The sequence below is a fragment of the Paenibacillus sp. 2TAB23 genome (genome assembly GCF_052115165.1).
Taxonomy (GTDB): domain Bacteria; phylum Bacillota; class Bacilli; order Paenibacillales; family Paenibacillaceae; genus Pristimantibacillus.
The window spans coordinates 177,254-202,967 of sequence record NZ_JBFRGD010000014.1; the positions used below are offsets into that span (position 1 = coordinate 177,254).

General features: G+C 49.3%; 20 protein-coding genes. 12 read left to right on the plus strand and 8 right to left on the minus strand.

The annotated features are described in order from the left end of the window. The first annotated feature begins 84 nt into the window (after window positions 1-84). The 6 genes from AB4Z29_RS20205 (at window position 85) to AB4Z29_RS20230 (ending at window position 8,395) form a co-directional block, all read left to right on the plus strand. On the plus strand, window positions 85-1,455 hold the full coding sequence (locus AB4Z29_RS20205; RefSeq protein ID WP_441944793.1) for an extracellular solute-binding protein: 1,371 nt from the start codon (window positions 85-87) through the stop codon (window positions 1,453-1,455). Between the two features lie 96 nt (window positions 1,456-1,551). Further along, a complete protein-coding gene (locus tag AB4Z29_RS20210; protein ID WP_441944794.1) occupies window positions 1,552-2,433 on the plus strand; it encodes a carbohydrate ABC transporter permease in 882 nt (293 codons plus the stop codon). Further along, window positions 2,433-3,278, plus strand: coding sequence for a carbohydrate ABC transporter permease (locus tag AB4Z29_RS20215; RefSeq protein ID WP_441944795.1), 846 nt, complete (start codon window positions 2,433-2,435; stop codon window positions 3,276-3,278). The genes AB4Z29_RS20210 and AB4Z29_RS20215 overlap by 1 nt, the downstream gene beginning before the upstream one ends. Window positions 3,279-3,297: 19 nt before the next feature. Further along, the gene (locus tag AB4Z29_RS20220; RefSeq protein WP_441944796.1) at window positions 3,298-5,109 is read left to right on the plus strand and encodes a cache domain-containing sensor histidine kinase; all 1,812 of its coding nucleotides are present in this window, start codon (window positions 3,298-3,300) and stop codon (window positions 5,107-5,109) included. After that, window positions 5,106-6,740, plus strand: a complete 1,635-nt coding sequence (locus tag AB4Z29_RS20225; protein ID WP_441944797.1) for a response regulator transcription factor — start codon at window positions 5,106-5,108, stop codon at window positions 6,738-6,740. Before AB4Z29_RS20220 ends, AB4Z29_RS20225 begins: the two co-directional genes overlap by 4 nt. A gap of 38 nt (window positions 6,741-6,778) precedes the next feature. Continuing rightward, window positions 6,779-8,395: a glycoside hydrolase family 3 protein gene (locus tag AB4Z29_RS20230; protein ID WP_441944798.1), complete on the plus strand. Its 1,617-nt coding sequence runs from the start codon at window positions 6,779-6,781 to the stop codon at window positions 8,393-8,395. Between the two features lie 166 nt (window positions 8,396-8,561). On the opposite strand, the gene AB4Z29_RS20235 is transcribed toward AB4Z29_RS20230, so the two are convergent. Then, entirely contained in the window at window positions 8,562-9,704 is a 1,143-nt protein-coding gene (locus tag AB4Z29_RS20235; RefSeq protein ID WP_441944799.1) for a YfbR-like 5'-deoxynucleotidase, read from the minus strand. Between the two features lie 114 nt (window positions 9,705-9,818). Here AB4Z29_RS20235 and AB4Z29_RS20240 point away from each other — a divergent pair, with 114 nt between their 5' ends. The 3 genes from AB4Z29_RS20240 (at window position 9,819) to AB4Z29_RS20250 (ending at window position 13,475) form a co-directional block, all read left to right on the plus strand. Beyond that, complete coding sequence (locus AB4Z29_RS20240; protein ID WP_441944800.1) at window positions 9,819-10,796, plus strand: bile acid:sodium symporter family protein; 978 nt, start codon at window positions 9,819-9,821, stop codon at window positions 10,794-10,796. 72 nt (window positions 10,797-10,868) lie between these two features. After that, window positions 10,869-12,644 carry a two-component system histidine kinase PnpS gene (gene pnpS / locus AB4Z29_RS20245; RefSeq protein ID WP_441944801.1) on the plus strand — a complete coding sequence of 592 codons (1,776 nt, stop codon included), beginning with the start codon at window positions 10,869-10,871 and terminating at the stop codon, window positions 12,642-12,644. Window positions 12,645-12,752: 108 nt separating this feature from the next. Beyond that, window positions 12,753-13,475: a response regulator transcription factor gene (locus AB4Z29_RS20250; RefSeq protein ID WP_183569165.1), complete on the plus strand. Its 723-nt coding sequence runs from the start codon at window positions 12,753-12,755 to the stop codon at window positions 13,473-13,475. A gap of 16 nt (window positions 13,476-13,491) precedes the next feature. Here the strand turns inward: AB4Z29_RS20250 and AB4Z29_RS20255 are convergent, their stop codons facing one another. After that, the gene (locus AB4Z29_RS20255; protein WP_441944802.1) at window positions 13,492-14,367 is read right to left on the minus strand and encodes an AraC family transcriptional regulator; all 876 of its coding nucleotides are present in this window, start codon (window positions 14,365-14,367) and stop codon (window positions 13,492-13,494) included. Window positions 14,368-14,569: 202 nt separating this feature from the next. On the opposite strand from AB4Z29_RS20255, the gene AB4Z29_RS20260 reads away from it, so the two are divergent. Next, a complete protein-coding gene (locus AB4Z29_RS20260; RefSeq protein WP_441944803.1) occupies window positions 14,570-15,421 on the plus strand; it encodes a lipoate--protein ligase family protein in 852 nt (283 codons plus the stop codon). 451 nt (window positions 15,422-15,872) lie between these two features. On the opposite strand, the gene AB4Z29_RS20265 is transcribed toward AB4Z29_RS20260, so the two are convergent. From AB4Z29_RS20265 to AB4Z29_RS20290, 6 genes are all read right to left on the minus strand, one after another. Continuing rightward, window positions 15,873-16,634 carry a phosphotransferase family protein gene (locus AB4Z29_RS20265; RefSeq protein ID WP_441944804.1) on the minus strand — a complete coding sequence of 254 codons (762 nt, stop codon included), beginning with the start codon at window positions 16,632-16,634 and terminating at the stop codon, window positions 15,873-15,875. A gap of 12 nt (window positions 16,635-16,646) precedes the next feature. Continuing rightward, entirely contained in the window at window positions 16,647-16,820 is a 174-nt protein-coding gene (locus tag AB4Z29_RS20270; RefSeq protein ID WP_441944805.1) for a hypothetical protein, read from the minus strand. Between the two features lie 30 nt (window positions 16,821-16,850). Further along, on the minus strand, window positions 16,851-17,288 hold the full coding sequence (locus AB4Z29_RS20275) for a threonine/serine exporter family protein (protein WP_441944806.1): 438 nt from the start codon (window positions 17,286-17,288) through the stop codon (window positions 16,851-16,853). 24 nt (window positions 17,289-17,312) lie between these two features. After that, on the minus strand, window positions 17,313-18,071 hold the full coding sequence (locus tag AB4Z29_RS20280) for a threonine/serine exporter family protein (RefSeq protein WP_441944807.1): 759 nt from the start codon (window positions 18,069-18,071) through the stop codon (window positions 17,313-17,315). A 205-nt stretch (window positions 18,072-18,276) separates the two neighbouring features. Beyond that, window positions 18,277-19,464, minus strand: coding sequence for a M20 family metallopeptidase (locus AB4Z29_RS20285; RefSeq protein WP_441944808.1), 1,188 nt, complete (start codon window positions 19,462-19,464; stop codon window positions 18,277-18,279). Window positions 19,465-20,999: 1,535 nt separating this feature from the next. Continuing rightward, window positions 21,000-21,848 (minus strand): AraC family transcriptional regulator, encoded by an 849-nt coding sequence (locus AB4Z29_RS20290; protein WP_441944809.1) that lies wholly within the window; start codon window positions 21,846-21,848, stop codon window positions 21,000-21,002. Window positions 21,849-21,969: 121 nt separating this feature from the next. Between AB4Z29_RS20290 and AB4Z29_RS20295 the strand changes: the two genes are divergently transcribed. Next, window positions 21,970-24,039 (plus strand): beta-galactosidase, encoded by a 2,070-nt coding sequence (locus AB4Z29_RS20295; RefSeq protein WP_441944810.1) that lies wholly within the window; start codon window positions 21,970-21,972, stop codon window positions 24,037-24,039. Between the two features lie 254 nt (window positions 24,040-24,293). After that, on the plus strand, window positions 24,294-25,664 hold the full coding sequence (locus AB4Z29_RS20300) for a methyl-accepting chemotaxis protein (RefSeq protein ID WP_441944811.1): 1,371 nt from the start codon (window positions 24,294-24,296) through the stop codon (window positions 25,662-25,664). Window positions 25,665-25,714 lie beyond the last annotated feature (50 nt).

Sequence of the window (25,714 nt, forward strand, 5' to 3'; positions counted from 1 at the left end):
TGGACCTCCTGCCCTAGGAGCAGACCCGACTATAATAAAGGTGCGAGGCAAACAAGTACGACCATAAACGAGGAGGTCTTCCGAATGAGAAAAAGATCTACAGTAATTGCGACTTTATTGGTTTCGATCATGTTGGTTGCATCGGCATGCGGCTCTAACGGAAATGCAGAGACGAACACAAACACGGGTACTAATAACAGCACGAATACGCCGGCCGAAGCGACTGATCCGCCAGTAGAAGCTAAGGACGTAACGTTGTCGCTCCGACATACGCAAATTAAAGAAACGAGCAAGACCCGTTTGAAAATTCTTGAGGATGTCGTAGCCAAAACGCAGGATGAAAACAAAGGCTTGACCTTCAAGCTTGAAGGCATCGACGAGATCGTTAACCGCGATCAGAAGCTGAAGGCTGAAATGGCTGCCGGCAACCCTCCCGATATATTTGAAGTATTCGGCGGTGCAGACCTTAACCTCTATGTGAAAGCAAATCGCATGCTCGACCTGACTCCAATCATTGATGAGCTTGGTCTTAAAGACAAATTCGCAAGCTTGGATGAGTTCACGGTAGATGGCAAAGTGTACGGCCTGCCTTTCGGCGGCTATAGCGAAGCGATTTTCTACAACAAAAAAATCTTCTCCGAGCTTGGTTTGGAAATTCCGACCACTTGGGCGCAATTGCTTGAAGTGTCCGAGAAAATTAAAGCAGCAGGCTACACGCCGTTCGGACTTGCGGCCAAAGACGGCTGGGTAAACGGCATGCTTTGGAACACGGTGATGGAACGCAACGTAGGCATTGACGCCTTCAGCAAAGTCGTATCCGGCGAAGCGAAATGGACGGATGAAAACTTCGTCAAAGGTTTTGCTTCCTACGCAGAGCTTGTGAATAAGGATTACTTCACGAAAGGCGCTCTAGGCCTTGCCTATGCTGACCAAGGCGCGCAATTGCTTTCTGGCAAAGCGGCAATGGTATTTACGGGTACTTGGGACGCTAACCGGTTCTCCGGTGACGAGGCAGGCGAGCTTAAAGGACAAATCGGCTACTTCGCATTCCCGTCCATCGATGGCGGAGCAGGCGACCAAACGTCCATTAACGCATCGTATTCGAATGGATTCGGCTTCTCTGCCAATTTGAACGAGGATCAAGTTGCGGCGGCTAAGAAGTTCATCGCGAACTTCTTCACGGAAGAAGTTCAAAAACGCACGCTGGTTGAAGATAAATTGCTGCCTTCCATGAAGCTTAGCGATTTGTCCGGCGTTGATCCGCTTACAACTGAAATTTTGACGGTCATGGCAGATGCTTCGACTTCATGGAAGGCTTATGATGCAATCGTTCAGCCGGCAGTAGGCGCGGATGTGAACGTTGGCATTCAGGAGCTTATCGGCAAAGTGAGCACGCCAGAGAAAGTAGCGGCAAAAATTCAAGCGTCGCAAGACAAAGCTAACGCAGCGAAGTAATCGCGAGACATTACAATCGATCCTGTGACGGGCGAGAGGGTGTCCTTCCTTCCAGGAGGACACTCTCTTTTCACGCCAGGGTAAAAGGAGGACATTATGAACAGAGCACTCAGAAATCCGATTACTTACGTGGCGTTCATTATTCCGACGCTTGCATTATACGCCTTGTTTTTCGTATACCCTGTTATCGTATCCTTCTTCTACGGTTTCTTTCGCTGGGATGGCATTACCGAAAAAGTGTTTATCGGCTTCGATAATTTCACGAGACTTTGGCAGGATGCGGTTTTTAGAAAAGCACTGGTCAACAACTTTTATTTCATGGCGTTTTCCTTAATCGTGAACATTCCGCTCGTCTTTCTGATTTCTATCGTTATTAGTAAAGTTAGACGGATGCGTGACTTTTACAAATCGGCCGTGTTCGTACCGGTCGTCATATCGACGGCAACGGTTGCGATTTTGTTCGGCGTGCTCTACAACTATGATTCAGGTATGATCAATCAATTTATTCGCCTCGTTGCGCCGGATGATTGGGCCCGTGAATGGTTGTCTGATCCGAAGCTTGCGATGCTTTCGATCTTGATCGCCAATGCCTGGCAAAATATCGGCTTCTTCATTGTGCTTTGTTTGGCAGCAATTCTAAACATTCCGAAAGAGATTGTCGAAGCATCCAAGCTGGACGGGGTAAACGGCTGGCAGGAAACATGGTCCATAACGCTGCCGCTCGTTAGGCCGATCCTGTTCGTCATGCTGCTGCTCACGGTTTCGGGAACGATGAAGGTGCTCGATATCGTGCAAATCATGACGAATGGCGGGCCATTCCAATCTACGGAGGTCATGTCGACCTATATGCTTAAAGTAGGCTTCCGCTCGCTGGAGCTTGGTTATGGAAGCGCGATTGGAGTTGCGATGTTCCTTATTATTTTGGTGTTGACCGGCATTCTGCAGCGCATCACGAAAAGCGAAGAGGTGCAATACTAATGGGAAAAACACGGAATTCGCAGTGGTGGATGCATACCTTTCTGTTCGGTTACGTGATCGTGTTGCTCTTCCCGCTGCTATGGCTGTTCATGTCTTCGTTCAAAACGAACCGCGAAATAACGGTCAATACATGGTCGCTGCCTACAAGCTTTAACTTTGATAATTACGCTGCTGCATGGCAAACGGCGAATATCGGCAAATATGCATGGAATAGTACGTTCGTAACGGTCATTGCATGCGTGCTTACGCTGCTGTTCGCGGCGATGACTTCCTTTGCGATCGCTCGCATGAAATACAAAAAATCGAATAAAGCGATTTATCAGTTCATATTGCTTGGCCTGATCGTGCCGCCAGGCGCGCTATTTATCCCTTTGTACCGTTTGGTACAAGGCATTAAAGTATTCGGACAGCCTTTATACGATACGCATTGGTCATTAATTTTGGTATACTGCACATATGCATTGCCTATAACCGTGTTTATCATTTATGCCTTTATGCTCTCGATCCCGAATGAGCTGGAGGAAGCGGGCATTGTGGATGGCTTGGGTGCAGTAGGCCTGTTCTTCAAGGTAATCATTCCGATTTCGCTGCCCGCACTCGTTACCGTCTTCATTCTGAACTTCATATCCAATTGGAACGAATATATATTATCGCAGCTGTTTATTACGTCCGAATCGCTCAAAACGCTTCCAACCGGCATGGCTACCTTCAATGACGGCTATCGCACGAACTTTGCGTCGCTGTCGGCTGCGGTCATTATCAGCATTATACCCGTGCTTGCCGTGTACGTGTTTTTACAGCGGCAGATTATTGAAGGCATGACGGCGGGAAGCGTGAAGGGGTAAACAAGAAGGAGCCTGCCAGATGAACCTGAGACCGAAATTGATGCTTGCTTTCATATGCCTGATCGTGATCCCGATGATTGGCCTCGGCATCTTCTCCTTCCTTAATTCAGAGACGCTGCTTGAGAAAAAATATAGCGAGCAAACGGAAATTTCGCTCAGGGCGGTTGGCGGGAACATCCGCTATTTCTTCCGCGAGCTGGATCAGCTATCTGATGGCAATCTTACGAGCTCCGAGGTTCAGGATACGCTGAAATACAGCACTTACACATCGAATGACGCCAGTACGCTCATTGCGATTAACCAAGCCGAGAAAGAAATGAAAAGAATCCTGTTTCAGCATCCAGCCGTTAGCTTCGTAGTTCTCTATGCGAAGGACGGTACGATGTTTCGCTCCTATCGCAACGATCCAACAACGTTCAAGCCGATTTCCTTCGATATGCTGAAAGCCCATTCGACGTATGATCAGGTATTAAAACTTGGGGGGCGACCGCTTTGGATTGGCCCGTATGAGCAGAGGGAGCTGACAGGCGTTGATCCGCCTCTGTTCACGCAGATGCGCGTGGTGAAGGATATCGAGACGTTCAATGATCTAGGCGTTATGATTACGCAGTACAAAACGGAAGAAGTTTCGGCGATGCTCAAAGCGTTTCAGAATCCGCAGGCGGATGCCGCCGAGACCAGATATTTGATCGTTAATAAATCAGGGCTCATCATGCTAGACAGCAAGAGCGAATTCGATGGCCGCAATATTAATGAACAGACTGATTCGCTGCCGCAGCAGACGAGCAACTACAACAGCTCCAGGGTAAAGTTCGAAGGCGTAGACAGCCTGGTGTCCTCTTATCAATTGGATCGCAACGAATGGATTCTGGTCTCTGTTAAGCCTTGGAACTCGCTAACGAACGAGAATGTTAGATTCGTGCAATGGATTGGCATGATAACGGTGCTCGGCTTATTGTCCGCAGTTTTATTTAATATCTTCTTCGTTAACCGCGTAGCCAAATCGATTATTAAAGTGGTGCGCAAGATGAGGCTTGTCGAGCAAGGCTTGCTTGATATCCGCGTGACCGCCCAAGGCAAGGACGAAACGGTGCTTCTCGCCAATAGCTTCAACAGCATGGTTGAACGGATCGGCAACCTGCTTAGCGAGGTCAGACGGGAGCAGGCTCGCAAGCAGCATGCCGAGATGATGCTGATGCAGGCGCAGATCAAGCCCCATTTCCTATTTAATACGTTGGAGTCGATTAACGCGCTTGCCGCTCAGAATGAAGGCGCCAAAATCATGCTGATGGTGCGCAGGCTAAGCAATTTGCTGCGTACGAGCATGCATCATACGGAAGAAATCAGGCTTAATCAAGAGATTGAGCATGTGCGCAGTTACTTGGAAATTCAGAAGTACCGTTTCGAGGAGCTGTTCTCTTATGAGCTGAATGTGCCGGCAGAGGCGTTGGATTTCTCCATTTTGAAGCTCACGCTGCAGCCATTGGTGGAAAACAGCATTCAGCACGGATTTGACGGCTATGAGGATGGTCAAGGTAAAATTGTGATCGATGTGTTGACCGAGCCTTATCAAATAGTCATTTTGGTCCGTGATAACGGGCTTGGCATGAGCGCAAATGTGCTCAAGAAGCTCGCGGCAGAGCAAGGCTCGTCAAACGGCCCGACAAATGCCGTTGAGGTCGGTGAGCGCAGAGGACTGGGCCTTCGCAATGTTGCCGATCGCTTGCGCATTCATTACGGCCCTGCTTTTGGCTTGTGGGTATGCAGCCAAGAGGGCAGCGGTACCGTTATTCGCTGTGTAATTCCGAAGAGCAGAGGTGATCAGCTATGACAGGTAAAGTGCTCTTAGTCGACGATGAAGCACATATAACGAGAAATTTAGAAAAGGTTATTCCCTGGGAAATGCTTGGCCTAACTGTTGGCGGGACGGCAAAAAACGGCATGGAAGCGCTGGAGCTTATGGAGCAGCATTCCTTTGATTTATTGCTATGCGATATCCGGATGCCGGTAATGGACGGGTTGGAGCTGGTACGGCATATCCGGGATAAAGCGATGCCGTGCGATATTATTATGCTCTCGGGTTATCAGGACTTTGCTTATACGCGCACAGCCATTCAGTTCGGCGTCAATGATTACGTGCTGAAGCCCATTCCGTACGATGAGCTTACCGGCGTGATCGCGCGCGTGATGTCCAGTCAGCGTAACAAACTGAAGCAGCTGCAGGAAGAGAAGCAGAAGCTAGGCCGCATGATAGATCTAGCCAGTGAAAAAATTCTATATGACATTATTATGGATTATACCGATGTGACTGCAGACAACTGGCTGCTGACCGGAGACGAACAGCAGCTGAAGCAGCAGCAGTTCGTCTTAATCGTGCTCGATCTGGATGTTAGCTCAGAGTCGACGAAGGATTGGCGGGACTGGTCGGATAAGGAAAGAAAGCTATGGAACTTTGCCGTCTGCAATGTGCTTCGCGAACGACTGCAGCAGAACGGGCTGCATTATGCAGTCATTCAAATCCGCGATGGCGAATGGTGCGTGCTTATTGAAACGGATAAGGAGGCAGCCTTTGACCTATCGGAAATTAAAGGCTGGGCGGAAATGCTGATGTCCGCCATCAAAAACCATGTAAAGCTGTCTTTGTTTGCGGGGATATTCCGGGAATTTGCTGCCGTGGCTGACTTGTCGCAAGCCTATAAGCTGGTGCAGCAAGGGATGCAGCTAACGCCGGAGCACGATAGCATTGCGGTGTATCCGTCCGAGCAGCAGAAATCATCGCAGGCCGATCAAGCTTTCTGGGATACCGCCGAGAAAATGATCGGTGCAGTCAAACGCGGTGATTCTATCGGCGTAGACAACGAGCTGCAGGGCATTACGACGCTGTTGCAGCGTATGAACGAGCCTTCTCTTAATCGCGTCAAGCCGCTGCTGCACTTCTTTGTGCTCCACCTGATGCGGGAGATGAAGGAAATGGGGATTTTCTCGCGCGAGCAGGAGGATATGCTGTGGCGAAGATTGGACCGGCGATTTGGCATTAAGGATTTGCTGTCGGTCATCCGTCAGGTTACGAATGCCGTATCGGAAAAGTCGACGGATAAGAAAAAACAATCCGAGCGTTCGATGTCGGAGGCGAAATCGTTTCTGGATCGCAATCTATATCGTGATTTAAGCGTAGAGGAGACAGCGACGCATGTCGGGCTGAGCACCTCTTATTTCAGCTTATTGTTTAAGCAAACATTCGGAGAAACGTTTATTGAATATGTTACTCGTCAGCGAATGGAGCGAGCGAAGGCGATGCTGGGTGAAACGGCCAAGAGCATAGCCCAAATTGCCAAGGAAGTCGGGTATGCGGAGCGGCGATATTTTACCAAGGTGTTCATGAAATATACGGGAGAGAACCCGACTGACTATCGAAGCAGAAGGCAGGGCGGCAATCCAGAGCATGCAACATGGAACGAATAGCCGGTTTGCGTTTCGAAAAACGAGAGGATGGGGAAATATTGACGAACGGACGAGAATGGCAAAGCTGGGGCTTGAAGAAGAAAATCGGACAATTGTTTGTATTCGGGTTTCATGGCTATGAGCCGTCTGAGCCGATCAAACAGCTGATTGAAGCAAATGGCATCGGCGGGACGATTTATTTCACCCGCAACGTGAAGGATGCGGAGCAGGTTCATCGGCTAAGCACAGAGCTTCAAAGCATTGCGAAGCAAGCAGGCAATCCGCCATTGTTCATCGCAATCGACCAAGAGGGCGGCATGGTGGCGCGGTTGGTTGAAGGAGTGACGCTTATGCCGGGCAATATGGCGCTGGGAGCGGCAGGGCTTGCTGAAGGAGCGATGGAAACGGCGCGAGTCTGCGGAGAGGAGCTCCGTCAGCTCGGCATCACGATGAATTACGCGCCATGCATTGACGTTAACAATAATCCTGACAATCCGGTCATTAATGTCCGTTCCTATAGCGATCGCTCGTCTGTCGTAGCAGAGCTCGGAGCCGCTGCGGTAGCGGGGTATCAAGCAGCAGGAGTATCCGCAACGGTTAAGCATTTTCCAGGTCACGGCGATACTGCGGTTGATTCGCATCATGCGCTGCCTATTCTGCAGCATGGCCGCGAGCGCTTGGAAGCGATTGAGCTGAAGCCGTTCAGAGCCGCCATTGAAGCGGGAACAGATTGTATCATGACCGCTCATGTATGCTTGCCTGCGCTTGATGCTACCGGCGTACCTTCTACGTTGTCCAAGCCGGTCTTGACCGGCCTGCTGCGCAAAGAGCTGGGCTATAACGGGGTTGTCGTGACAGATTGCCTAGAGATGGATGCCATTGACAAAACGTATGGACCGGAGCAAGGCGCAATCAAGGCACTACAAGCGGGAGCAGATATGGTGCTCATCAGCCACACCTTCGAGAAGCAGCGGTTAGCTCTGGAAGCGGTTGCTGCGGCAGTAGAGAGCGGAGAGCTTGACGAGGCTCGTATCAATGAAGCGCTTGACAGGGTTATGACGCTGAAAGAAAAGCGGAAGCTGGATGAAGCCCTGCAGCCTTGGTCGCAGGTTGAATCGATGATCGGTACGGAAGCGAATAAAGCGGTAGCGAGAAAATGGAGCGAGGCATCGGTCACTTTGGTGACAAATGACGACGGGCTGCTACCATTAAGCAGAGGTGAAAGCACGCTGGTGCTTTGGCCTGAGATCGTTCCCGTTTCCGTTGCGGATGAGATGCTGTCGGGCGATGGTTCACTCGGATATTTTCTGCAAGAGCTTGGCGCGAACGTCGTTGAGCGCCACATGAATGAACCGGGTCCGCTAGCCGATTTGGACCAGTTCAGCCAAATCGTTGTTGTAACCTATGATGCATCGAAGCATCCGGTGGAGCGCGATGTCGCGCGCGAGGCTGTACGCTTAGCGCCTGAACGAACAGTAGCGGTCTCGGTAAGGAATCCGCTTGATCTATTGCTATATCCTCAAGTGAAAGGGTATATCGCTGTTTACGAATGCAGACCTTTAGCGCTTGCCGCCGCAGCCAAAGCACTGCTCGGCGATCTCGTGCCGAAGGGGAAGCTGCCACTAGAAATATCGGCGGCTTATCCGTTCGGTTGGAGCGCGGAAGGCAGCAGCTAGCAGAAGCCGTTTTTCGTGCAAGGAATGCGGATGTGAATGTAAAAAGCAGACTGTCGAGGAAACTCGGCAATCTGCTTTTTTGTATTCCGACATTTCTTATTCCAACACAAGGGCTGCGTGATCTAGCTCTACGCGATCTGCCACACTTGCAGCAAGGCGACAGTCGCTATTGTCCAATTAAATTGGAGTAGGTGAGGTCATGCAGAGTATAGGCAAGAAAAAAAATAACGCAGGGATTCTCATACCGATGCTGGACTTTCAACAATTGATTATAGTAAGTGTCCGCATAATGAGGATTGTTGCGCATCTCTAAGCTCGCTTTGATCAAGGCGTCCAGCTTGTCTGCGATATCGACCATTTCACCGACATAGTCATCCGATTTGCTGTGCGCGATAAATTCGAGCATGTCCGCGTGAAACAGCTCGGGCAGCTTATTGATCATGAACAACGCGGTTTCTTTCTCATATTGCTCGAATGCGAGCTTGATATCCGGATTGTTATGCTTGAAATTCGAGACGACATCGCCAGACAGCGCCTCAGGCAAGTCGTGTAGGGTGGCTTTGGCCAGCAGCTTGTACAAATCAATGCTTTTATTGCCGAAACGCTCCCGCTCAAGCAGTCCATTGAACAAGGCAAGCGAAGCCACTCGGAACGAATGCGTTGCATCATTATCGGGTACGAGATTATAGCTGCCATTCCATCTTTGAACGGTATCCAGCGCAACGATATATTGAACAAACTCATAGAGGCCGGATTGTTTTTTGTATTCATCGAGCAGCCAAGTAACCGACGCCAGTCCAGTATCTGCAAGCGTCTGCTCCAGCTCCTTGTGCTTGGCATGAAAGAACGGGTTGGAATCGTAACGGGATTCCCGGTGGCAATACAGGTAGGCATCCAGCGTATCGATCGCATCGACCAAACGGCCGATGTACGTATCATCCTGCGCTTTTACGATATAGTCGAATGCCTGCTCCTGCAACGATTTCGACAAATAAGAAACGATCTCCTTACTAAGCTCCTGCTCATAGCTGCGAATATGATTCATGACAAGCGATTCTTTCTTGGTCACATGCTTGATGGAGCCGGTGCCCGTGTTGTTCAAATCGCCCCAAAGGCATCTGCCTAGCAGCTTGAGCTTATCGAGCGGGTTGCTGTAGACCTTCTCCTCGATAATCCCAATCATAATGGATAAAGCGGCGCATCTAAAGCTATGGGCGGATGCATTATCCTCGAAACGAGGCGCATGCTCGCTCCACCTTGGCACATATTGCATGCGAATAATCGTATTGGTGAATTTACCGTTCTTCATCTATCGGCTCCTTCGCGCGTGAAGTTCAAGAGATTCCGTTCATGTGCGGGTTGACTATGCTATTATATAGCTTATGTACAAAATCGACTAGACGAGGTAAACGAGGGATTAATTATGCGTGAATTCGGTTTGGCTTTTAATCGTCATTTTGAAAAATGGATGTTTATTATTATTCCAGGCTCCTTAGTGCTTGGTTTTATTTTTGCTGATCAGCTGCAATCCTATATTCCGTCCGTTCCTTATCTATTTGCTTACGTAACGCTGACGATGGCGATCGGCTGCGGCTTAGGCCAATTGCGGGTAGTCATGAGGCGTCCAGGCATCATGGTGCTGACCTTCCTCATTGCCCATGTGCTCTCGCCTTTAGTGGCATATGGACTTGGCATATTGGCTTTTGGAGCTGACTCTCCGTATGTGGTTGGACTCGTATTGTTTACGATCATACCGATTGGCGTTTCCACGGTGCTTTGGGTCGGCATGTCGGGAGGCAGCGTTCCGCTTATGCTGGCGATGGTTGTGCTGGACTCGGCGCTTAGTCCTCTTGTTGTTCCCGCAGGCATTCAGCTCTTTTTCAAATCGGCCGTCGAGGTGGAAGCTGGACCGATTGTGCTGGATTTACTCGTTATTATTGTGCTTCCTACTATTATAGGCGTTGCGCTGAACCAGTTCAGCCGCGGGCGCATCCAGCATGCCGTTGCGCCGTACACGTCGCCCCTCTCGAAGCTATGCTTCGTAGCGGTTGTTTCCTTGAATGCATCCGCGATCGCGCCGCATTTGGACAAGCTGAAGCAGGACATGGCGGTGCTTGTTCCATTGGTTGTTTTGCTTGTCGGTTTATGCTATGCCTTCGGATATATCGGAACAGCCTCGCTGCGCAATGACGAGCAGCAGATAACGGTTTCCTACGCAACGGGAATGCGCAATATCTCCCTTGGCATTGTGCTCGCGCTAGGCTATTTCAGCCCGCTCGCTGCGGTGCCTGTCGTTTTATCGATTCTAATCCAGCAGCCGCTCGCTACGCTTCATCATTATGTTTTACAAAAACTTAACAAAGGCAAGGGTGGCGAAAGCGCGGCGACCCATGTACGATAAACGTTGTATGTTAGGGTTAGCAGCAGACAGCGAAAGCGTTCCGTACTTGAATAAACGTAGGGAGTGAATTGGATGAACAGCTTTCGAACCAGGCTGACGCTCATTATGATCGCGATGATTGCCTTGTCGGTCATAGCAGCAGGGTTATTCATGGTCAAAACATTCAAAGAAAACCACATTAATGCGCTGGAAGACAATATGGTGCGCGAGATGCAGATCATTTCGGCCAAAATGGAGTGGAAATCCGGCGAAATATCACAGCTTCATAATTATTACTCGAAGGAAGCGAAGGAGCTTAAGCGTTATACAGGAGCAAGGGTTACTTTCATACGTAATGACGGGGCCGTGCTAGGCGATTCAGATGGCGATCCGGCGGATATGGATAATCACTTGGACCGGACCGAGGTCAAGGAAGCGCTGAACGCAGGAACGGGCAGAGCGATTCGGGCAAGCGATACGATTAAGCAAAATATGATGTACGTAGCCATTCCGGTAAAAGTCGTTCCGAATCAAGCGCCGGATGTCATAAGGCTGGCAATGAGCTTGAAAGAGGTAGACGAGAGCATCAATCAACTAACGTTGCTCTTGTTCGCAGGCTTGCTTGTGCTGTTTCTCATCGCCGCTCTAATCAGCTATCGACTAGCGCTTAGCTTGACTCGCCCGCTTGAGCAGATTACAAGAGTAGCCAAACGGATAAAAAATATGGATTATAAAGCTAGAGTAAAAGTGACGAAGCAGGATGAAATTGGCGAGCTTGGCAACGCTATTAATGCGATGGCAGATAGCTTGCAGGTTCAGATGACAAGAATTCAGCAGAACGAGAATCAGCTGGAGAGCGTGCTCGACAACATGATTAACGGAATTGTGATGATTGACCGCAGCGGGAAAATCGTGCTCATGAACAGACGCGCCGAGGAAGTACTCGGATTCTCCGCACGTGAGCTCGTTGGGCGGCATTATGCCGAAGCGAAGCAGCAGTACGAGCTATCCCAAATGATTCAAGAGGGCCTGAACAGCAAAGAGCATCTGCGCGAGGAGATTACGTTCTACTTTCCGGAGGAGAGGCTGCTTGAGCTTAATTTAGTGCCGATTCATCCAGAAGGCAATGAGTTCTCTGGCGTGCTGCTCGTCCTGCAGGACGTCTCGGCGATTCGCAGGCTGGAGCGGATGAGGAGCGAGTTCGTTGCAAACGTATCCCATGAGCTGAAAACGCCGATAACCGCTGTAAAAGGCTTTGCGGAGACGCTGCTCGGCGGTGCGGTGAATGATGAGGAAACCGCGCGGTCTTTCCTGCAAATTATATATGACGAGAGCGACCGGCTTAACCGCTTGATCGGTGACATTTTGGAGCTTTCCAAAATCGAATCAAGGCGGGTTCCGCTCGTATTCTCTCCTGTAGAGGTCGATACGTTTGTTGACAAGTCGATCACGCTGCTCGAGTCGGAGGCTGCACGCAAACGAATTGAGCTGAGCGTGAACGTTGAGCCAGGCCTGTACGTGGAAGCGGATGAGGACAGGCTAAGGCAGATCATTATGAATTTGCTCTCCAATGGCATTAACTACACCCCTGAGGGCGGTAGAGTCGCATTGATGGTGGAAGGTATTGGCGATGACTACATCCGCATTCAAATCAGCGATTCCGGAATTGGCATTCCGAAGAAGGATTTGCCCCGCATATTCGAACGGTTCTACCGTGTAGATAAAGCCCGTTCCCGCAGCTCAGGCGGCACGGGGCTTGGCTTATCCATCGTTAAGCATTTGGTCGAGCTGCATAAAGGAACGATCTCCGTAACTAGCGCGGTGGGAGTCGGCTCTACTTTTACAATTGAGCTGCCTGTCCTGCAATAGAAAAAAGATTTACCTATTCTTCATGAAACCATGATAAACTAAGTGCAAAAGGTTTAAATATGCGGAGGCGGTGCCTATGGCACTGCCATACGCCAAGCTGGAGGTAACATGTCGCATAAAGTGCTCGTAATAGAAGATGAACCGACATTAGCTAGGCTTTTGTCGTACAATTTGACCCAAGAGGGCTATGAAACGACCGTTATTGATCATGGCGGAGAAGGCTTGCAAACCGCTTTGCAGCGTAATTTCGATTTAGTCATTCTCGACATCATGCTTCCAGGCATGAATGGTTTTGAAATTCTGAACCGACTTCGTCAGAACGGCGTTAGAACGCCTGTTATTATTTTGACAGCACGCAATGCGGAAGAGGAAGTCGTGCAAGGCCTGAAGCATGGGGCAGACGACTACATTACGAAGCCGTTTGGCGTTGCTGAGCTGCTTGCCCGCGTATCTGCGGTGCTTCGCAGGACGCAGCTTGACGACAGCAAGCCGATTGAATCAACGGAAAAGGTCATTACGGCTGGGGAATTATCCATTTATCCAGAGAAATACGAGGTCATTCTAGGCGGCGAGACGATTCCGCTAAGGCCGAAGGAATTCGAGGTTTTACTTTATCTGGTGCAGCGTCCGGGCATGGTCATTACGCGGGACGACCTGATGAATGTCGTATGGGGCTTCGATTATATCGGCGGGCAGCGTACGGTAGACGTTCATGTCAGCTCCTTGCGGAAGAAGCTTGAGCTTGGCCAGCAATCCGTACAAATCGAATCGATCCGTGGCGTAGGTTATAAGCTCGTGATGCCAAAAAAGCTCGTTACCCCGAAATTATAGGGCGGACGAGCTTTTTCTATGTCTGCTCTTGCTTATTCCACACGAGCATTTTTCGTTGAAACTGTTTCGGTGAGCAGTCGTTGTATTTCTTGAACATTTTGTAGAAATGGGCCATATTCGGCATGCCGATCCGCTCGCCCACCTCCGATATACTCAAATCCTTGGTCAGCAGAATCCGCTCTGCCCACTTCACTTTTCGATAATTCACATATTCGGTAAAAGAGAGCCCGATGGTTTTCTTGAAATATTTGACGAAATAGTAGTAGCTCATATTGGCGATTTTGCAAACCTCATCTACTTGGATACGGTCCGTCAAATGGTTCTCGATGTAATCGAGCACGGGCTTCAGACGAATGCGGTCGAAATTGTCTTGTTCGATGAGCACCTTACGGCTGTCATGACGCAGCAGTATAAGCAATATTTGCTTAATGAGCACACTGACAGCCAGCTCGTAGCCGGTTTCCTTGCGGTCAGCTTCATTTAACATTTGCTGAATATACGAAGCGGTCTGCTCCTTGACGGCACGATTCTCCTGAAAAATATAATTTGCTTTGCTCAGAGGCAATTGGGTTTCCGAGAAAAAACGCATATACGGAATTGTGCTTTGATCAAAAAAGGGCTCAAGGTCGAATTGCAGCACGATGTAATCAAGCAGGCTGTGACTGCGGTCGCGGTGCAGCTCATGGGCTCCGATGATCATGACGTCACCGCTGGTCAAGTGATAGCATTCCTCGTCGATATATACGTCCAGATCGCCTTCAAGAATAAGAAGCAGCTCCAGCTGCTTATGGAAATGCCAATTCGTAAATCCATCCAGATCGCGCATCGTTTGAAAAATTCGCAGCGACAGCAATGGGTTCTCGTATGCTACCTTTTCATTGATTGCTTCCATGTTGGTGCTTCCCCCTAGACGCTGCATGACAATACCCTTATTGTATTGAAAGCGTTCGCCCTTGGCAATAAGGGGGAGAGCATTATTGATCGAATGCTGTCTGATTCTTTGAGAGTAGATGCGCAAGCGTTCATTATTCGTTAAAATAAGAATAATAGCAAATGCAAGGAGCGCTTGACTAGAGAGGGCTGAAAAAAGACATATGGAACAAAAGCCGCTGGATAAGCTGGGTCTAGACAATATATTGCTGCTCGATCGGACGAAGGAGCTTGGTGAACCTGACGTGCTGTACGCTTTTGCGCTGGATGAGCTTCTTTGCCGGACAGCGGGCAAGGGGGGGCCATCGATTCTCCATTTATGGCGACATTCCCAAGGCTTTGTGATGGGATTGCGCGACAGCAGGCTGCCTCGGGCTGCCGAAGCCGAGCGCATGCTTCAGGAGAAAGGCTGGTCGACTGCGGTCCGTAATTCAGGCGGCGCAGCTGTGCCTCTTGATCCAGGTGTCATTAATCTATCCTTGATCATGCCGAAGCCATCCGTTGATTCGTTTCATTTCCATGAGGATTTCGAGAGGATGTACGGACTAATTGGAGCGGCGCTTCAGGGAACGGGCTGCAATGTGGACAAAGGAGAAATTGCGGGTGCATACTGCCCAGGAGAATTCGATCTAAGCATTAATGGCTTTAAGTTCTGTGGAATCGCTCAGCGGCGGCAGACTCATGCTTATACCGTGCAAGCGTTCATCGTAGCGGAAGGCTCCGGTGAAGAACGTGCGCAATTCGTAAAGTCCTTCTACGACCACGCAGCGAATGGAGCGGGTTCGAACGATTACCCCGAGGTCATGGCGGGCAGTACCGCGAGCTTGGAACAATTGACGGGGCTTGGGACAGGTGCTGGACAAGCTTTTATTGATGCGATTAAACAGTGTATCGTCTCGCAGCAAACGTTAGAAGGTATGAGGGCTGCTGAAAAGAAGCTGGTGCTGCCGTCAAAGGAGCAAGTTCAGGAAATGGCGAGTATGCTGCGCTCAAGGTATGCGATTGAAGAACTGTAATAACAGTGTATCATCTCGCAGCAAACGAAGGTATGAGTGCTGCTGAAGAGAAGTTGGTGCTGCCGTCAATGGAGCAAGTTAGTTCAGGAAATGGCGGGAATGCTGCGCTCAAGGTATGCGATTGAAGAGCTATAATAACAGCGTATCATCTCGCAGCAAACGTTAGTAGGTATGAGGGCTGCTGAAGAGAAGCTGATGCTGCCGTCAAAGGAGCAAGTTCGGGAAATGGCGGGAATGCTGCGCTCAAGGAATGCGATTGAAGAGCTGTAATGAAATAATGCGTATGTAGTGCTGTAATGAAATAATGAGTGTGAAAAACCAGTGAAGTACAGTAATTTATTCGATGTTATCGAATTGAATTAATTTAGCTGATGAGGTTGATTTGAATCATTTTGGCAGATGACATATACATGCACTATCTTAGCAGATGATAAAGATATAGTTACAGTATTTAGCTGATGCCCAAATATTCAGCGCATTGCATCAGATTATCAGTCGTTTCATGCAGCTGCTGGCGAAGCTGGTCGATCTGCCAAATGCCTTTATCTGCGTGGAGATCCTTAGCGATTAGCTGGAGCATCCATAACGATAGCAGGGAGGCGTACAAGTAATAGCGATGCTTGAAGCGAGTGGCATCAAGAGAAGCGCCTATATCGTTATGAGCAGCAAGGTAATGATCTAGCAGTCGTTCGCGCATGTCCGTTGTCATTTGTTTAGGAAAAACGGGATGGGATAAATCAATCACATGATACAAATCCCAATACCGCTGGTTGAGATGTGCATGCTCCCAGTCCAGCACTTTAACCTTGCCGTTCACGCGGGCGTAGTTGCCGAGATGGAGATCGCCGTGCGAGAGGACTAGCTCTTCGTGATCGAAGCTCTCGCCTTCAAGAAGTGAGAGGATTCGGCAGGGGAGCAGCTCCGGGATGCTGGGCCAACGCTGCTCTACGTCTGCGTTTTCAATATAATAAAGTATTTCGCGTTTCATCTCAGCCGCAGATGGTTTAGGACCTTGCTCTGATAGGCCGTTCAGATGGCTGATATCACTGTTTTGCCATTGGACCGTATGGGTTAGCACCTCCATCGCAGTCGATTCCTCGAAGCGATGCGATAATGGGCCTAAGTCTTCAAAAAGCAACCATTGTTCTTTCGTTGCGTTCGCCGCAGAGCATGCAATGAGCTTCGGGTAAAATGGTGGAAAAGCGGATAACATATGCGTATTCACCTATGCTTCTGCGGCTGCTTGTGTATCGTTTGTCAGAGGCTTAAGGATCAGAGAATCGGTTTCATTTATGAAAATACGCTCGATAATATTTCCATTCATTCCTCGATAGATTTGTTCTCTCCTGAGTATGCGTGTTTCGTCCAGACTTCCGTCAGCCTTCAAAATTGGATGCATGTTTGTCTACCTTCCCTCCTATGCTTTACGCTAATGTTTCCGTTCCGATTTCCTGATGATTTGATTAATAACCTCCGAGAATACAAGCCCGATCGCGATAGCCCCCGAGATCATAAACGCTTTAACGGCAAGCTGTACCGCGATGTCGTAATTGTCCTCAACCACGTTACGCATCGCATCGTATGCAAGGCCTCCAGGTACGAGCGGGATAATTCCCGATACGCTGAAAACGATGATAGGGGTTTTATAGAGCTTGGCAAAAAGCTGGCTGATGACGGTTACGACAAAAGCAGCAATTAAGGTGGAGGGGATGGCATCCATATTCAGCTGCGTACAAGAAACGTAGATGAGCCAGCCGATCATGCCGACGGCGCCGCAGTGCAGCAAAGTGCGCTTCGGCACATTGAAGATGAGTCCAAAGGCTGCAGTAGCTATGAAGCTTGTAACAAGCTGTTCAAGCATCATCATGATGATGTACCTCCACAATTCGAATTAGTAAAAAGATAACACGGCAGCAATGCCTGCCCCAATCGCAAATGCGGTAAGAAACGCTTCAGCGCCCTTCGAGAGTCCGGATACGAGATGGCCGGCCATTAAATCGCGAACGGCAGCCGTTATATGCAAGCCGGGCACTAATGGCATGACCGAGCCAATAATGATTTTGTCCAAATCAAATCCAAAGCCTTTATGTACAAAAAATACAGATAGGGTGCCGATGAGAAGCGCGGTAATAAACTCAGCGAAAAATTTGATCGGAACCATGCGATGAAGCTGAAGGAAAAAAGCAAAGCTTATTCCGCTGGTCAGCATGACAGGCAATGCATCGGGCCAGCTTCCTTGGAACATAATGAGAAAGCATCCGCTGGCGATGGCGGCCGCTACGATTTTCAGCCAGGACGGGTAGACGAACGCGTTTGAATCAATTTCTTGCAGCAATCGATGTGCATCGCCAGCCGCCAGCTTGCCTGTGCTTATTTTTCTGGAAATATCGTTGACAAGGGACACTTTGAGCAGATTGGTCGAGCGCTCATTAATGCGAATCAGCTTCGTCATTTGGGAGGAGCCGTCAATGGCGAATATGATACCGGTTGGCGTGACGAAGCTATGCGAATTCTCAATACCGTAAGCGGCAGCGATCCGCACCATCGTATCCTCAACGCGGTAGGTTTCGCCGCCGTTTTGCAAAATGATTTTGCCCGCCAATAAACATATTTGGGTAATCTCGTGACTGTTGACGATGCTTTGGCTCAATCAGGCCAGCCTCCTTAAGCTTGCTATGTAGTTGCTGCGCACGATTTGGTTTTCGAATTCAGCATGAATGCGCGCCAACAGAGCCGGATCGGCAAAAACGTCATATGCGGTGGCATTCAGATTTTGCGCAAGGTTTGGATTTCGAATTCCGCACGAATGCGCGTCAACAGAGCCGGATCGGCAAAAACGTCATATGCAGTGGCATTTAGTTTTTGCGCACGGTTTGGTTCTCAAATTCCGAGCGAATGCGGGCCAGCAGAGCTGGATCGGCAAAAACGTCATATGCGGTGGCAGCTAGCATTTTGGCTCCAAAGAGCATGCTGTCGAGCGCGTATTCGGTCATTGCGGCATCGCGGAAAGCTTCAGTATGAAGCAGCAGCCGATCCTGAACGACCTTGACGTATGGATGTATCGCAGGGCAGCGCACCGAGACGTTGCCAAGATCAAGCGAGCCATGGTCTTTGCCAATCTCGATCTGCTCCTGGCGTATGCCTGCTTCCATAAGATTGGCATTGAACTGCTTGGACAAGGTATTGTTCGTTAACAGCTCATCATAGGAGAATTCGAACGCGTTTGTTGCAAGCGTGCAGCCCGTTTGCAAAGCCGCACCTTCTGCGCAGCGCAGCACCTTGGCCGTCAATTCATCCGTATATGCGCGAGTGGCGGATCGCACATAAAATTTGGCGGAGGCATAATCGGGAATAATGTTCGGCGCTTTGCCGCCATTGTCGATGATGCCGTGGATGCGAGCGTCACTTCGTGTCTGCTGGCGGAGCGCGTTAATGCTGTTGAACAGCTGTAGCACTGCATCCAGTGCATTAATGCCCTCCTCCGGATTGGCAGCCGCGTGTGCCGCAAGGCCTCTGTACTCGAATTGAATGGCATCCATCGCAAGCGACTCACCTGACTGTTCGAAAGTATGGTACGGATGCGCCATTAGTGCAAAATCACAATCATCGAATAATCCGGCTGCTGCCATTGGGACTTTGGCGCCTCGTGTCTCTTCGGCTGGCGTGCCGTAGATGCGGATTTTACCGCCAAGTCCGCTGCGAAGCAGTGCGGCTTTCAATCCTACGCCTGCAGCAACGCTCATTGAGCAGATCAGATGATGTCCGCAGGCGTGCCCGATCTCTGGGAGCGCGTCATATTCGCATAAGAAACCTACGGTAGGGCCTGGCTTGCCGGTATCGAATACCGCGAGGAAAGACGTTTCGATATCTAAAATGCCGCGTTCCACCTCGAATCCATATTTAGTAAGCTCGGTAGTCAACAGTTCGGCTGCGAAAAATTCCGCGTGGCCCAGCTCTGGCCGGCTTCCGACTGATCGTGAAATCGAGCGGAATGCCTCCGCGTATTGGTCTATTTCTTTAAATACTAGTATTTTGTCTGTCACGTTGATCTTAAACCTCCTTAAGTAAGTTAAAGCAACTATGTTTTATTGAAGCGGTTATTTAAATTTCGCGTGTAGACGTGGAAGTGTCGTGTGCACAATCGCGGACGAAAGGCTGAAAGAACAAATATGTGCTTACGGCGACAAAAGTAACCAAGAAGAGTGTCTGTAAGAACGTATGCGTTCTTACAGAGCAGACAGGACGTATGCACAAGCGCCGATCTATGGCTGTAAGCTAACATAGGTGCTTACAGCGTCAAAAGTAACTGATCTGAGCATCTGTAAGAACGCATACGTTCTTACAGAGCAGACAGGCGTGTGCACAAGCGTCGACGTGTGTCTGTAAGCACAAATATGTGCTTACAGCATCAAAAGTAACCAAATTGAGCGTATGTAAGAACGCATGCGTTCTTACATAGCAGACAGGGTGTGCCTAGATAGAGAAAGAAGACACAAGCGCCGACGTATGGCTGTAAGCACAAATAGGTTCTTACAGCGTCAAAAGTAACCAATATGAGCATCTGTAAGAACGCATACGTTCTTACAGAGCAGACAGACGTGTGCACAAGCGCTAATGAATGGCTGTAAGCACATATAGGTGCTTACAGCATCAAAAGTAACCAAGTTGAGTTGCTGTAAGAACGCATACGTTCTTACGGAGTAAACAGGAGTGTGCCTCGATAGAGAACAATCGCCGGTGAATGTCTGAAAGCACAAATATGTGCTTACAGCATCAAAATTAACCAATCTGAGCATCTGTAAGAACGCATGCGTTCTTACAGAGCATACAGGCGTGTGCACAAGCGTCGACGTGTGTCTGTAAGCACAAATATGTGCTTACAGCATAAAAAGTAACCAAATTGAGCATCTGTAAGAACGCATGCGTTCTTAAATAGCAGACAGGGTGTGCCTAGATAGAGAAAGAAGACACAACCGTCGATGAATGGCTGTAAGCACAAATATGTGTTTACAGCGTCATAAGTAACCAATCTGAGCATCTGTAAGAACGCATACGTTCTTACAGAGCAGACAGTCATGTTCGCAAGCGCCGATGTATGGCTGTTAGCACATATAGGTGCTTACGGCATCAAAAGTAACCAAGTTGAGCGTATGTAGGAACGCATGCGTTCTTACAGAACAGATAGGGTGTGCCTCGGTAGAGAAAGAAGACACAAGCGCCGACGTGTGGCTGTAAGCACAAATATGTGCTTACAGCGTCAAAAGTAACCAATCTAAGCGTGTGTAAGAACGCATGTGTTCTTATAGAGCAGACAGGCGTGTGCACAAGCGCCGATGAATGGCTGTAAGCACATATAGGTGCTTACAGCGTCATAAGTAACCAATCTGAGCGTCTGTAAGAACGCATGCGTTCTTACAGAGCAGACAGGGTGTGCCTCGATAGAGAAAGAAGACACAAGAGCCGATGAATGGCTGTAAGCACAAATATGTGCTTACAGCATCAAAAGTAACCAAATTGAGTGTCTATAAGAACGCATGCGTTCTTACGAAACGTCCATGCTTGAATAGTGAGCCTGCAGCTAGCGCATGCCGTGTATCTTTTTGAATTGCTCTGGACTTAATCCCTCCAGCCGCCGGAATACGGAGCTGAAATAGCTGGGAGAATCAAAGCCGACGCGATGTGCGATTTCATGCATCTTGATCTCGCTTTCGCGGAACATGAGTTCTTTGCTCCGATTGACGCGCTCTCGGTTCACATACTCCATCGGGCGCATTTTCAGCGATTTCTTGAACAGCAGACATAAGTATTGAGGCGTTACTTCCATGCAGCCTGCCAAATCCTTTATCGTAATGAGCTCGCTATAATGTGCCTCGATGTATTGCAGAACAGGCTGAAGCTTCAAATAATTCTGTTCCACGGAATTGGAGCTCACAAGAATAACCTTCATCAAATCGAGTAAAAACATGTAAACCAGCTTCGAGCATTCGAGCCCAAGGAAGGAACGTCCGGATTGAGTCATGGCGTAAATGTTTTTCATATGGGTAACAATCATATCATGATCAGCGGTTGAATAAACACCAGATTGCGTAATACCGGCCTGCTGGAACAGCTTGTTGGATAAATCGCCGCGGAAGCTCATCCATATGACATCCCATGGCTCCTGTATCGAGAAATACTGATGCTGCTCATTCGGGAATAAGCAGAATCCCTGACCGGCGCGAACCGTCATCCGCTGATCGCCAACATGCAGTTCTCCTGCGCCGCTAATGACCTGAAGCCACTGAAAATGCGGATAACCATTGGGCCGGTCAATCGACTCTTGGTTGCTCCAATGCCCGATACTTGTCAAATAAACGGGAAGCATGGTGTCTGTCTCGGTCAAAATGGGAAAAACCATCGTGTCGATGTTAATAACCTCCTGTTTCATATTTTTAAAGTGATGCGAAAATACTGTTATATAGTTACTTATATGAACAAGTTATAATATGAATATCATTATAGTATATCCAATAACCGCTGCAATCAAGATGAAACTGGAGGTCGCTGAAATGACTTTGAAATTCCCACCGATTAGCTCGAAAATTCCGCAAATGCTGCATGGTGCAGACTATAACCCGGATCAATGGCAGAAACACCCTGAGGTGCTGGCGGAAGACATTCGTCTCATGAAGCTAGCACACTGCAATGTGATGTCCGTAGGGATCTTCGCATGGATGGCGATTGAGCCTGAGGAAGGCGTATTCACATTTGAATGGCTCGATACGCTGCTGGATACATTCGCTGCAAACGGCATTTATGCACTGCTGGCTACTCCAAGCGGTGCGCGTCCGATATGGATGTCGCAGAAATATCCGGAGGTGCTGCGCGTAGCTCCGAATGGCATTCGCAATTTGCACGGCGCACGCCATAACCACTGCTTCAGCTCGCCTGTTTATCGCGAAAAGGTCACCATCATGAATACGAAGCTTGCCGAGCGTTATTCGGATCACCCTGCGGTAATTGGCTGGCATATATCCAATGAATACAGCGGCGAATGCCATTGTAATTTTTGCGAAGACGCATTCCGCGGCTGGCTCAAAAATAAATACGAAACGATCGACGCGCTTAACGATGCTTGGTGGACGACATTCTGGAGTCATACTTACACGGACTTCGGCCAAATTGAGTCTCCAACAGAGCGCGGGGAAAAAGCCGTTCATGCACAGAACGTCGACTGGAGAAGATTCGTTACGGACCAAACGGTTGATTTCTGCCGGAATGAAATTGAACCGCTTCGCGCAGCGAACAGCGAACTGCCGATTACGACGAATTTCATGCTCGATTTCGAACCGTTGAACTATTGGAAATTTACCGATCTGCTCGATATGATCTCTTGGGATGCATATCCGACATGGCATGACAATGGCGGCGACGACAGCGAGCTGGCAGCTTGGATCGGCTTCAACCATGATGTGTTCCGCTCACTAGGCGGCGGCAAGCCGTTCATGCTGATGGAAAGCACGCCAAGCATGACGAACTGGCAGCCGGTAAGCAAGGTGAAGCGTCCAGGGATGCATATGCTGTCCTCGCTACAAGCGGTGGCGCATGGCTCGGATACGGTTCAGTATTTCCAGTGGCGCAAGAGCAGGGGCTCGAGCGAGAAGCTTCACGGCGCGGTCGTTGACCATGTTGGCCATGAGCATACGCGCGTGTTCCGCGACGTTGCCGAGCTTGGTGCGACGCTTGAGAAGCTGAATGAGGTTGTCGGCACGACAGTGAAGCCGGAGGTTGCCCTTATTTACGACTGGGAGAACCGCTGGGCTGTGAAGGATTCTCAAGGTCCGCGCAACGGAGGCTTGCACTATGAGGAAACGGCGAAACGTCATTATCGTCCGTTCTGGGATTTGGGCGTTCCTGTCGATATTATCGATTCGGAATGCAGCTTCGACAACTACAAGGTGCTTGTAGCACCAATGCTATATATGGTTCGCAAAGGCGTTGGCGAACGCATCGAGCGCTTCGTTGAAAATGGCGGTATCTTCATCGCTACCTACTGGAGCGGTATCGTTGATGAGAACGACCTATGCTTCCTTACGGGCTTCCCAGGACCGCTTCGCAAGACGCTGGGCATTTGGTCCGAGGAGATTGATTCCTTGCATGACCATGACTCGAACCGAGTGGTGCTGAATGAAAATAATGCTCTTGGACTAAGCGGTGAGTATACGGCTAAGGAACTATGCGATCTGATCCATCTGGAGGGAGCAGAAGCGCTTGCGGTATACGGCGAGGATTTCTACGCCGGACGTCCGGCTTTGACCGTTAATCGTCTAGGTGCGGGTAAAGCTTACTATATTGCTTCTCGCAATGAGGCAGCCTTCACGAATGATTTGGTCACGAAAATCGTAGAGCAAGAGGGAATTAAACGCGTGCTTGAAACGGACTTGCCTGCTGGCGTTACCGCGCAATTGCGGACTGATGGCCAGAATGATTATGTATTCGTCTCTAATTTCAGTGCGGATGCAGCGTCTGTCAATTTGGATAGCCGCAGCTATTCCGATTTGCTTACCGGCGATGCTGCCGGCGAGCGTGTGGCGCTTGATGCTTACAGCGTCCGAATCTTGAAACGCAGTTCGAATTAGCTTTTAAAAGAAAAGGCTGTGTGTACCGTACAGGTTTCTGTACAGTGCGCACAGCCTTTTTTGGCGTGTTGCTACTTCATGCTTCAAGCAATAGTAAATATGGCATAGGCCGGCGCAGTGTACGGGTCGTTTTTTTACGAGATTTATTTGAAAATATGTCGAATTTAACATTCCGATAACATTTCTGCACATTGCTGTTGATGCTTCCGACCTATAGTGAGTTCAGAAGGAAATAGAAGGAAGGGTGATGGCGAGTGACATCGACTGTTCTGGAGAAAGAAAACCGTTTTGTAAATGAGCAAAATGAAGGTACTGATCCGAACGCACCACTTAACGGACACCAGGAGCAGGAAGCAGCAGCAGCTGCCGGACAAGCAGAGCAGCAGCAAGTAGCTGCCCGACAAGCAAAGGATCAACAAACAGCTGCCGGACAAGCAGAGCAGCAGCAAATAGCTGCCGGACAAGCAAAGGATCAGAAAGAAGCGGAGAAGAAAGCAAAGAAGGAAGCAAAGAAGGAAGCAAAGGATTTGTATGCTGCAAAGCAGCCAGTCTCGCAAACGGTACGTTTGATGGAGTTCTTGCGCCAAGCACCGACGATAAGCGCAGAGCGAACCTGCCGAGAAACGATCTCGGTGTTCAAGAAGCATCCGGAAAGCGAATGCATTATTGTAACGAACGAGCAAGGGGCTCCGATGGGCTTAATGATGCGCAATCACTTTTTCCTGAAGCTTGGCCATCGCTTTAGCGCCGATCTGTATGATGACAAGCCGATTACAAAGCTAATGGACGCAGCTCCGCTGCTCGTCGATCATAACGATGAACCGCAGCAGCTAATCGATAGCGCGCTAAGCCGGGATGACCGTGTACTCTACGATTGCGTAATCGTTACCGATAACCATAGACTGGCAGGAATATTGACCGTATCCGATTTGTTGAAGCTCTCCAGAATGCTTCAGCAGGAGGCGGTGGATGTACAGAAGAATACGATCCGCTCTGCTGAGAAGCGAGTGAAGGATATAGAGCACGCGGTAAGCAGCGTTCGCATGTCAACAGCGCAGGGCGAATCGCTTTCGGCGCAGATGGTCGATCTAACGCTAACCGGCAAGAATGAGCTTGATAAGGTGACGCAAGCTTTTGGAGCGATTGCCTCCCATTCACAGCAGCAGGAAAAACGCATGAATGACTTGCAGTTAGAAGCAGGCTCGATCAGCAAGGTTTCCTCGCAGATCAAGGAGCTCGCGGAGCAAAGCAACTTGCTTGCTCTTAATGCTTCTATAGAAGCAGCGCGCGCAGGCCAGCATGGGCTGGGGTTTGCGGTAGTCGCAGGCGAGGTCATGAAGCTGGCCAGCCAAACGAAGCTGTTCGCAAATGAAATTACGACATTAACGAAAACCGTCGTAGAAGCAATCTCGCAGACGACTACGCTGGCACATGCCGGTCGGAGTGAGACGATAGCTAGTGAGTCACATGTGAATGAGGCGGTAGAAGCCTTTAATCGCCTGTTTCGCGCCGCTGCGGATAACCGAAAAAGCAGCGAGCAGATCGGTTTGTTGTCCGAGCAGGCGCATCAGCAAGCGATTCATGTTGCTGACGAAATGGAAAAACTGCAGCAATCTTATTTTTAACATGGAGTTTACAAAAACAGAATACGAGGTTTACAAACGGCTAGTAGTAT

What these genes read in the sequence shown, in the direction of transcription:
- AB4Z29_RS20205 (WP_441944793.1), top strand. Translation starts at nt 85, where the DNA reads ATGAGAAAAAGATCTACAGTAATTGCGACTTTATTGGTTTCGATCATG.
- AB4Z29_RS20210 (WP_441944794.1), top strand. Translation starts at nt 1,552, where the DNA reads ATGAACAGAGCACTCAGAAATCCGATTACTTACGTGGCGTTCATTATT.
- AB4Z29_RS20215 (WP_441944795.1), top strand. Translation starts at nt 2,433, where the DNA reads ATGGGAAAAACACGGAATTCGCAGTGGTGGATGCATACCTTTCTGTTC.
- AB4Z29_RS20220 (WP_441944796.1), top strand. Translation starts at nt 3,298, where the DNA reads ATGAACCTGAGACCGAAATTGATGCTTGCTTTCATATGCCTGATCGTG.
- AB4Z29_RS20225 (WP_441944797.1), top strand. Translation starts at nt 5,106, where the DNA reads ATGACAGGTAAAGTGCTCTTAGTCGACGATGAAGCACATATAACGAGA.
- AB4Z29_RS20235 (WP_441944799.1), bottom strand. Translation starts at nt 9,704, where the DNA reads ATGAAGAACGGTAAATTCACCAATACGATTATTCGCATGCAATATGTG.
- AB4Z29_RS20240 (WP_441944800.1), top strand. Translation starts at nt 9,819, where the DNA reads ATGCGTGAATTCGGTTTGGCTTTTAATCGTCATTTTGAAAAATGGATG.
- pnpS (WP_441944801.1), top strand. Translation starts at nt 10,869, where the DNA reads ATGAACAGCTTTCGAACCAGGCTGACGCTCATTATGATCGCGATGATT.
- AB4Z29_RS20250 (WP_183569165.1), top strand. Translation starts at nt 12,753, where the DNA reads ATGTCGCATAAAGTGCTCGTAATAGAAGATGAACCGACATTAGCTAGG.
- AB4Z29_RS20255 (WP_441944802.1), bottom strand. Translation starts at nt 14,367, where the DNA reads ATGGAAGCAATCAATGAAAAGGTAGCATACGAGAACCCATTGCTGTCG.
- AB4Z29_RS20260 (WP_441944803.1), top strand. Translation starts at nt 14,570, where the DNA reads ATGGAACAAAAGCCGCTGGATAAGCTGGGTCTAGACAATATATTGCTG.
- AB4Z29_RS20265 (WP_441944804.1), bottom strand. Translation starts at nt 16,634, where the DNA reads ATGTTATCCGCTTTTCCACCATTTTACCCGAAGCTCATTGCATGCTCT.
- AB4Z29_RS20270 (WP_441944805.1), bottom strand. Translation starts at nt 16,820, where the DNA reads ATGCATCCAATTTTGAAGGCTGACGGAAGTCTGGACGAAACACGCATA.
- AB4Z29_RS20275 (WP_441944806.1), bottom strand. Translation starts at nt 17,288, where the DNA reads ATGATGATGCTTGAACAGCTTGTTACAAGCTTCATAGCTACTGCAGCC.
- AB4Z29_RS20290 (WP_441944809.1), bottom strand. Translation starts at nt 21,848, where the DNA reads ATGAAACAGGAGGTTATTAACATCGACACGATGGTTTTTCCCATTTTG.
- AB4Z29_RS20295 (WP_441944810.1), top strand. Translation starts at nt 21,970, where the DNA reads ATGACTTTGAAATTCCCACCGATTAGCTCGAAAATTCCGCAAATGCTG.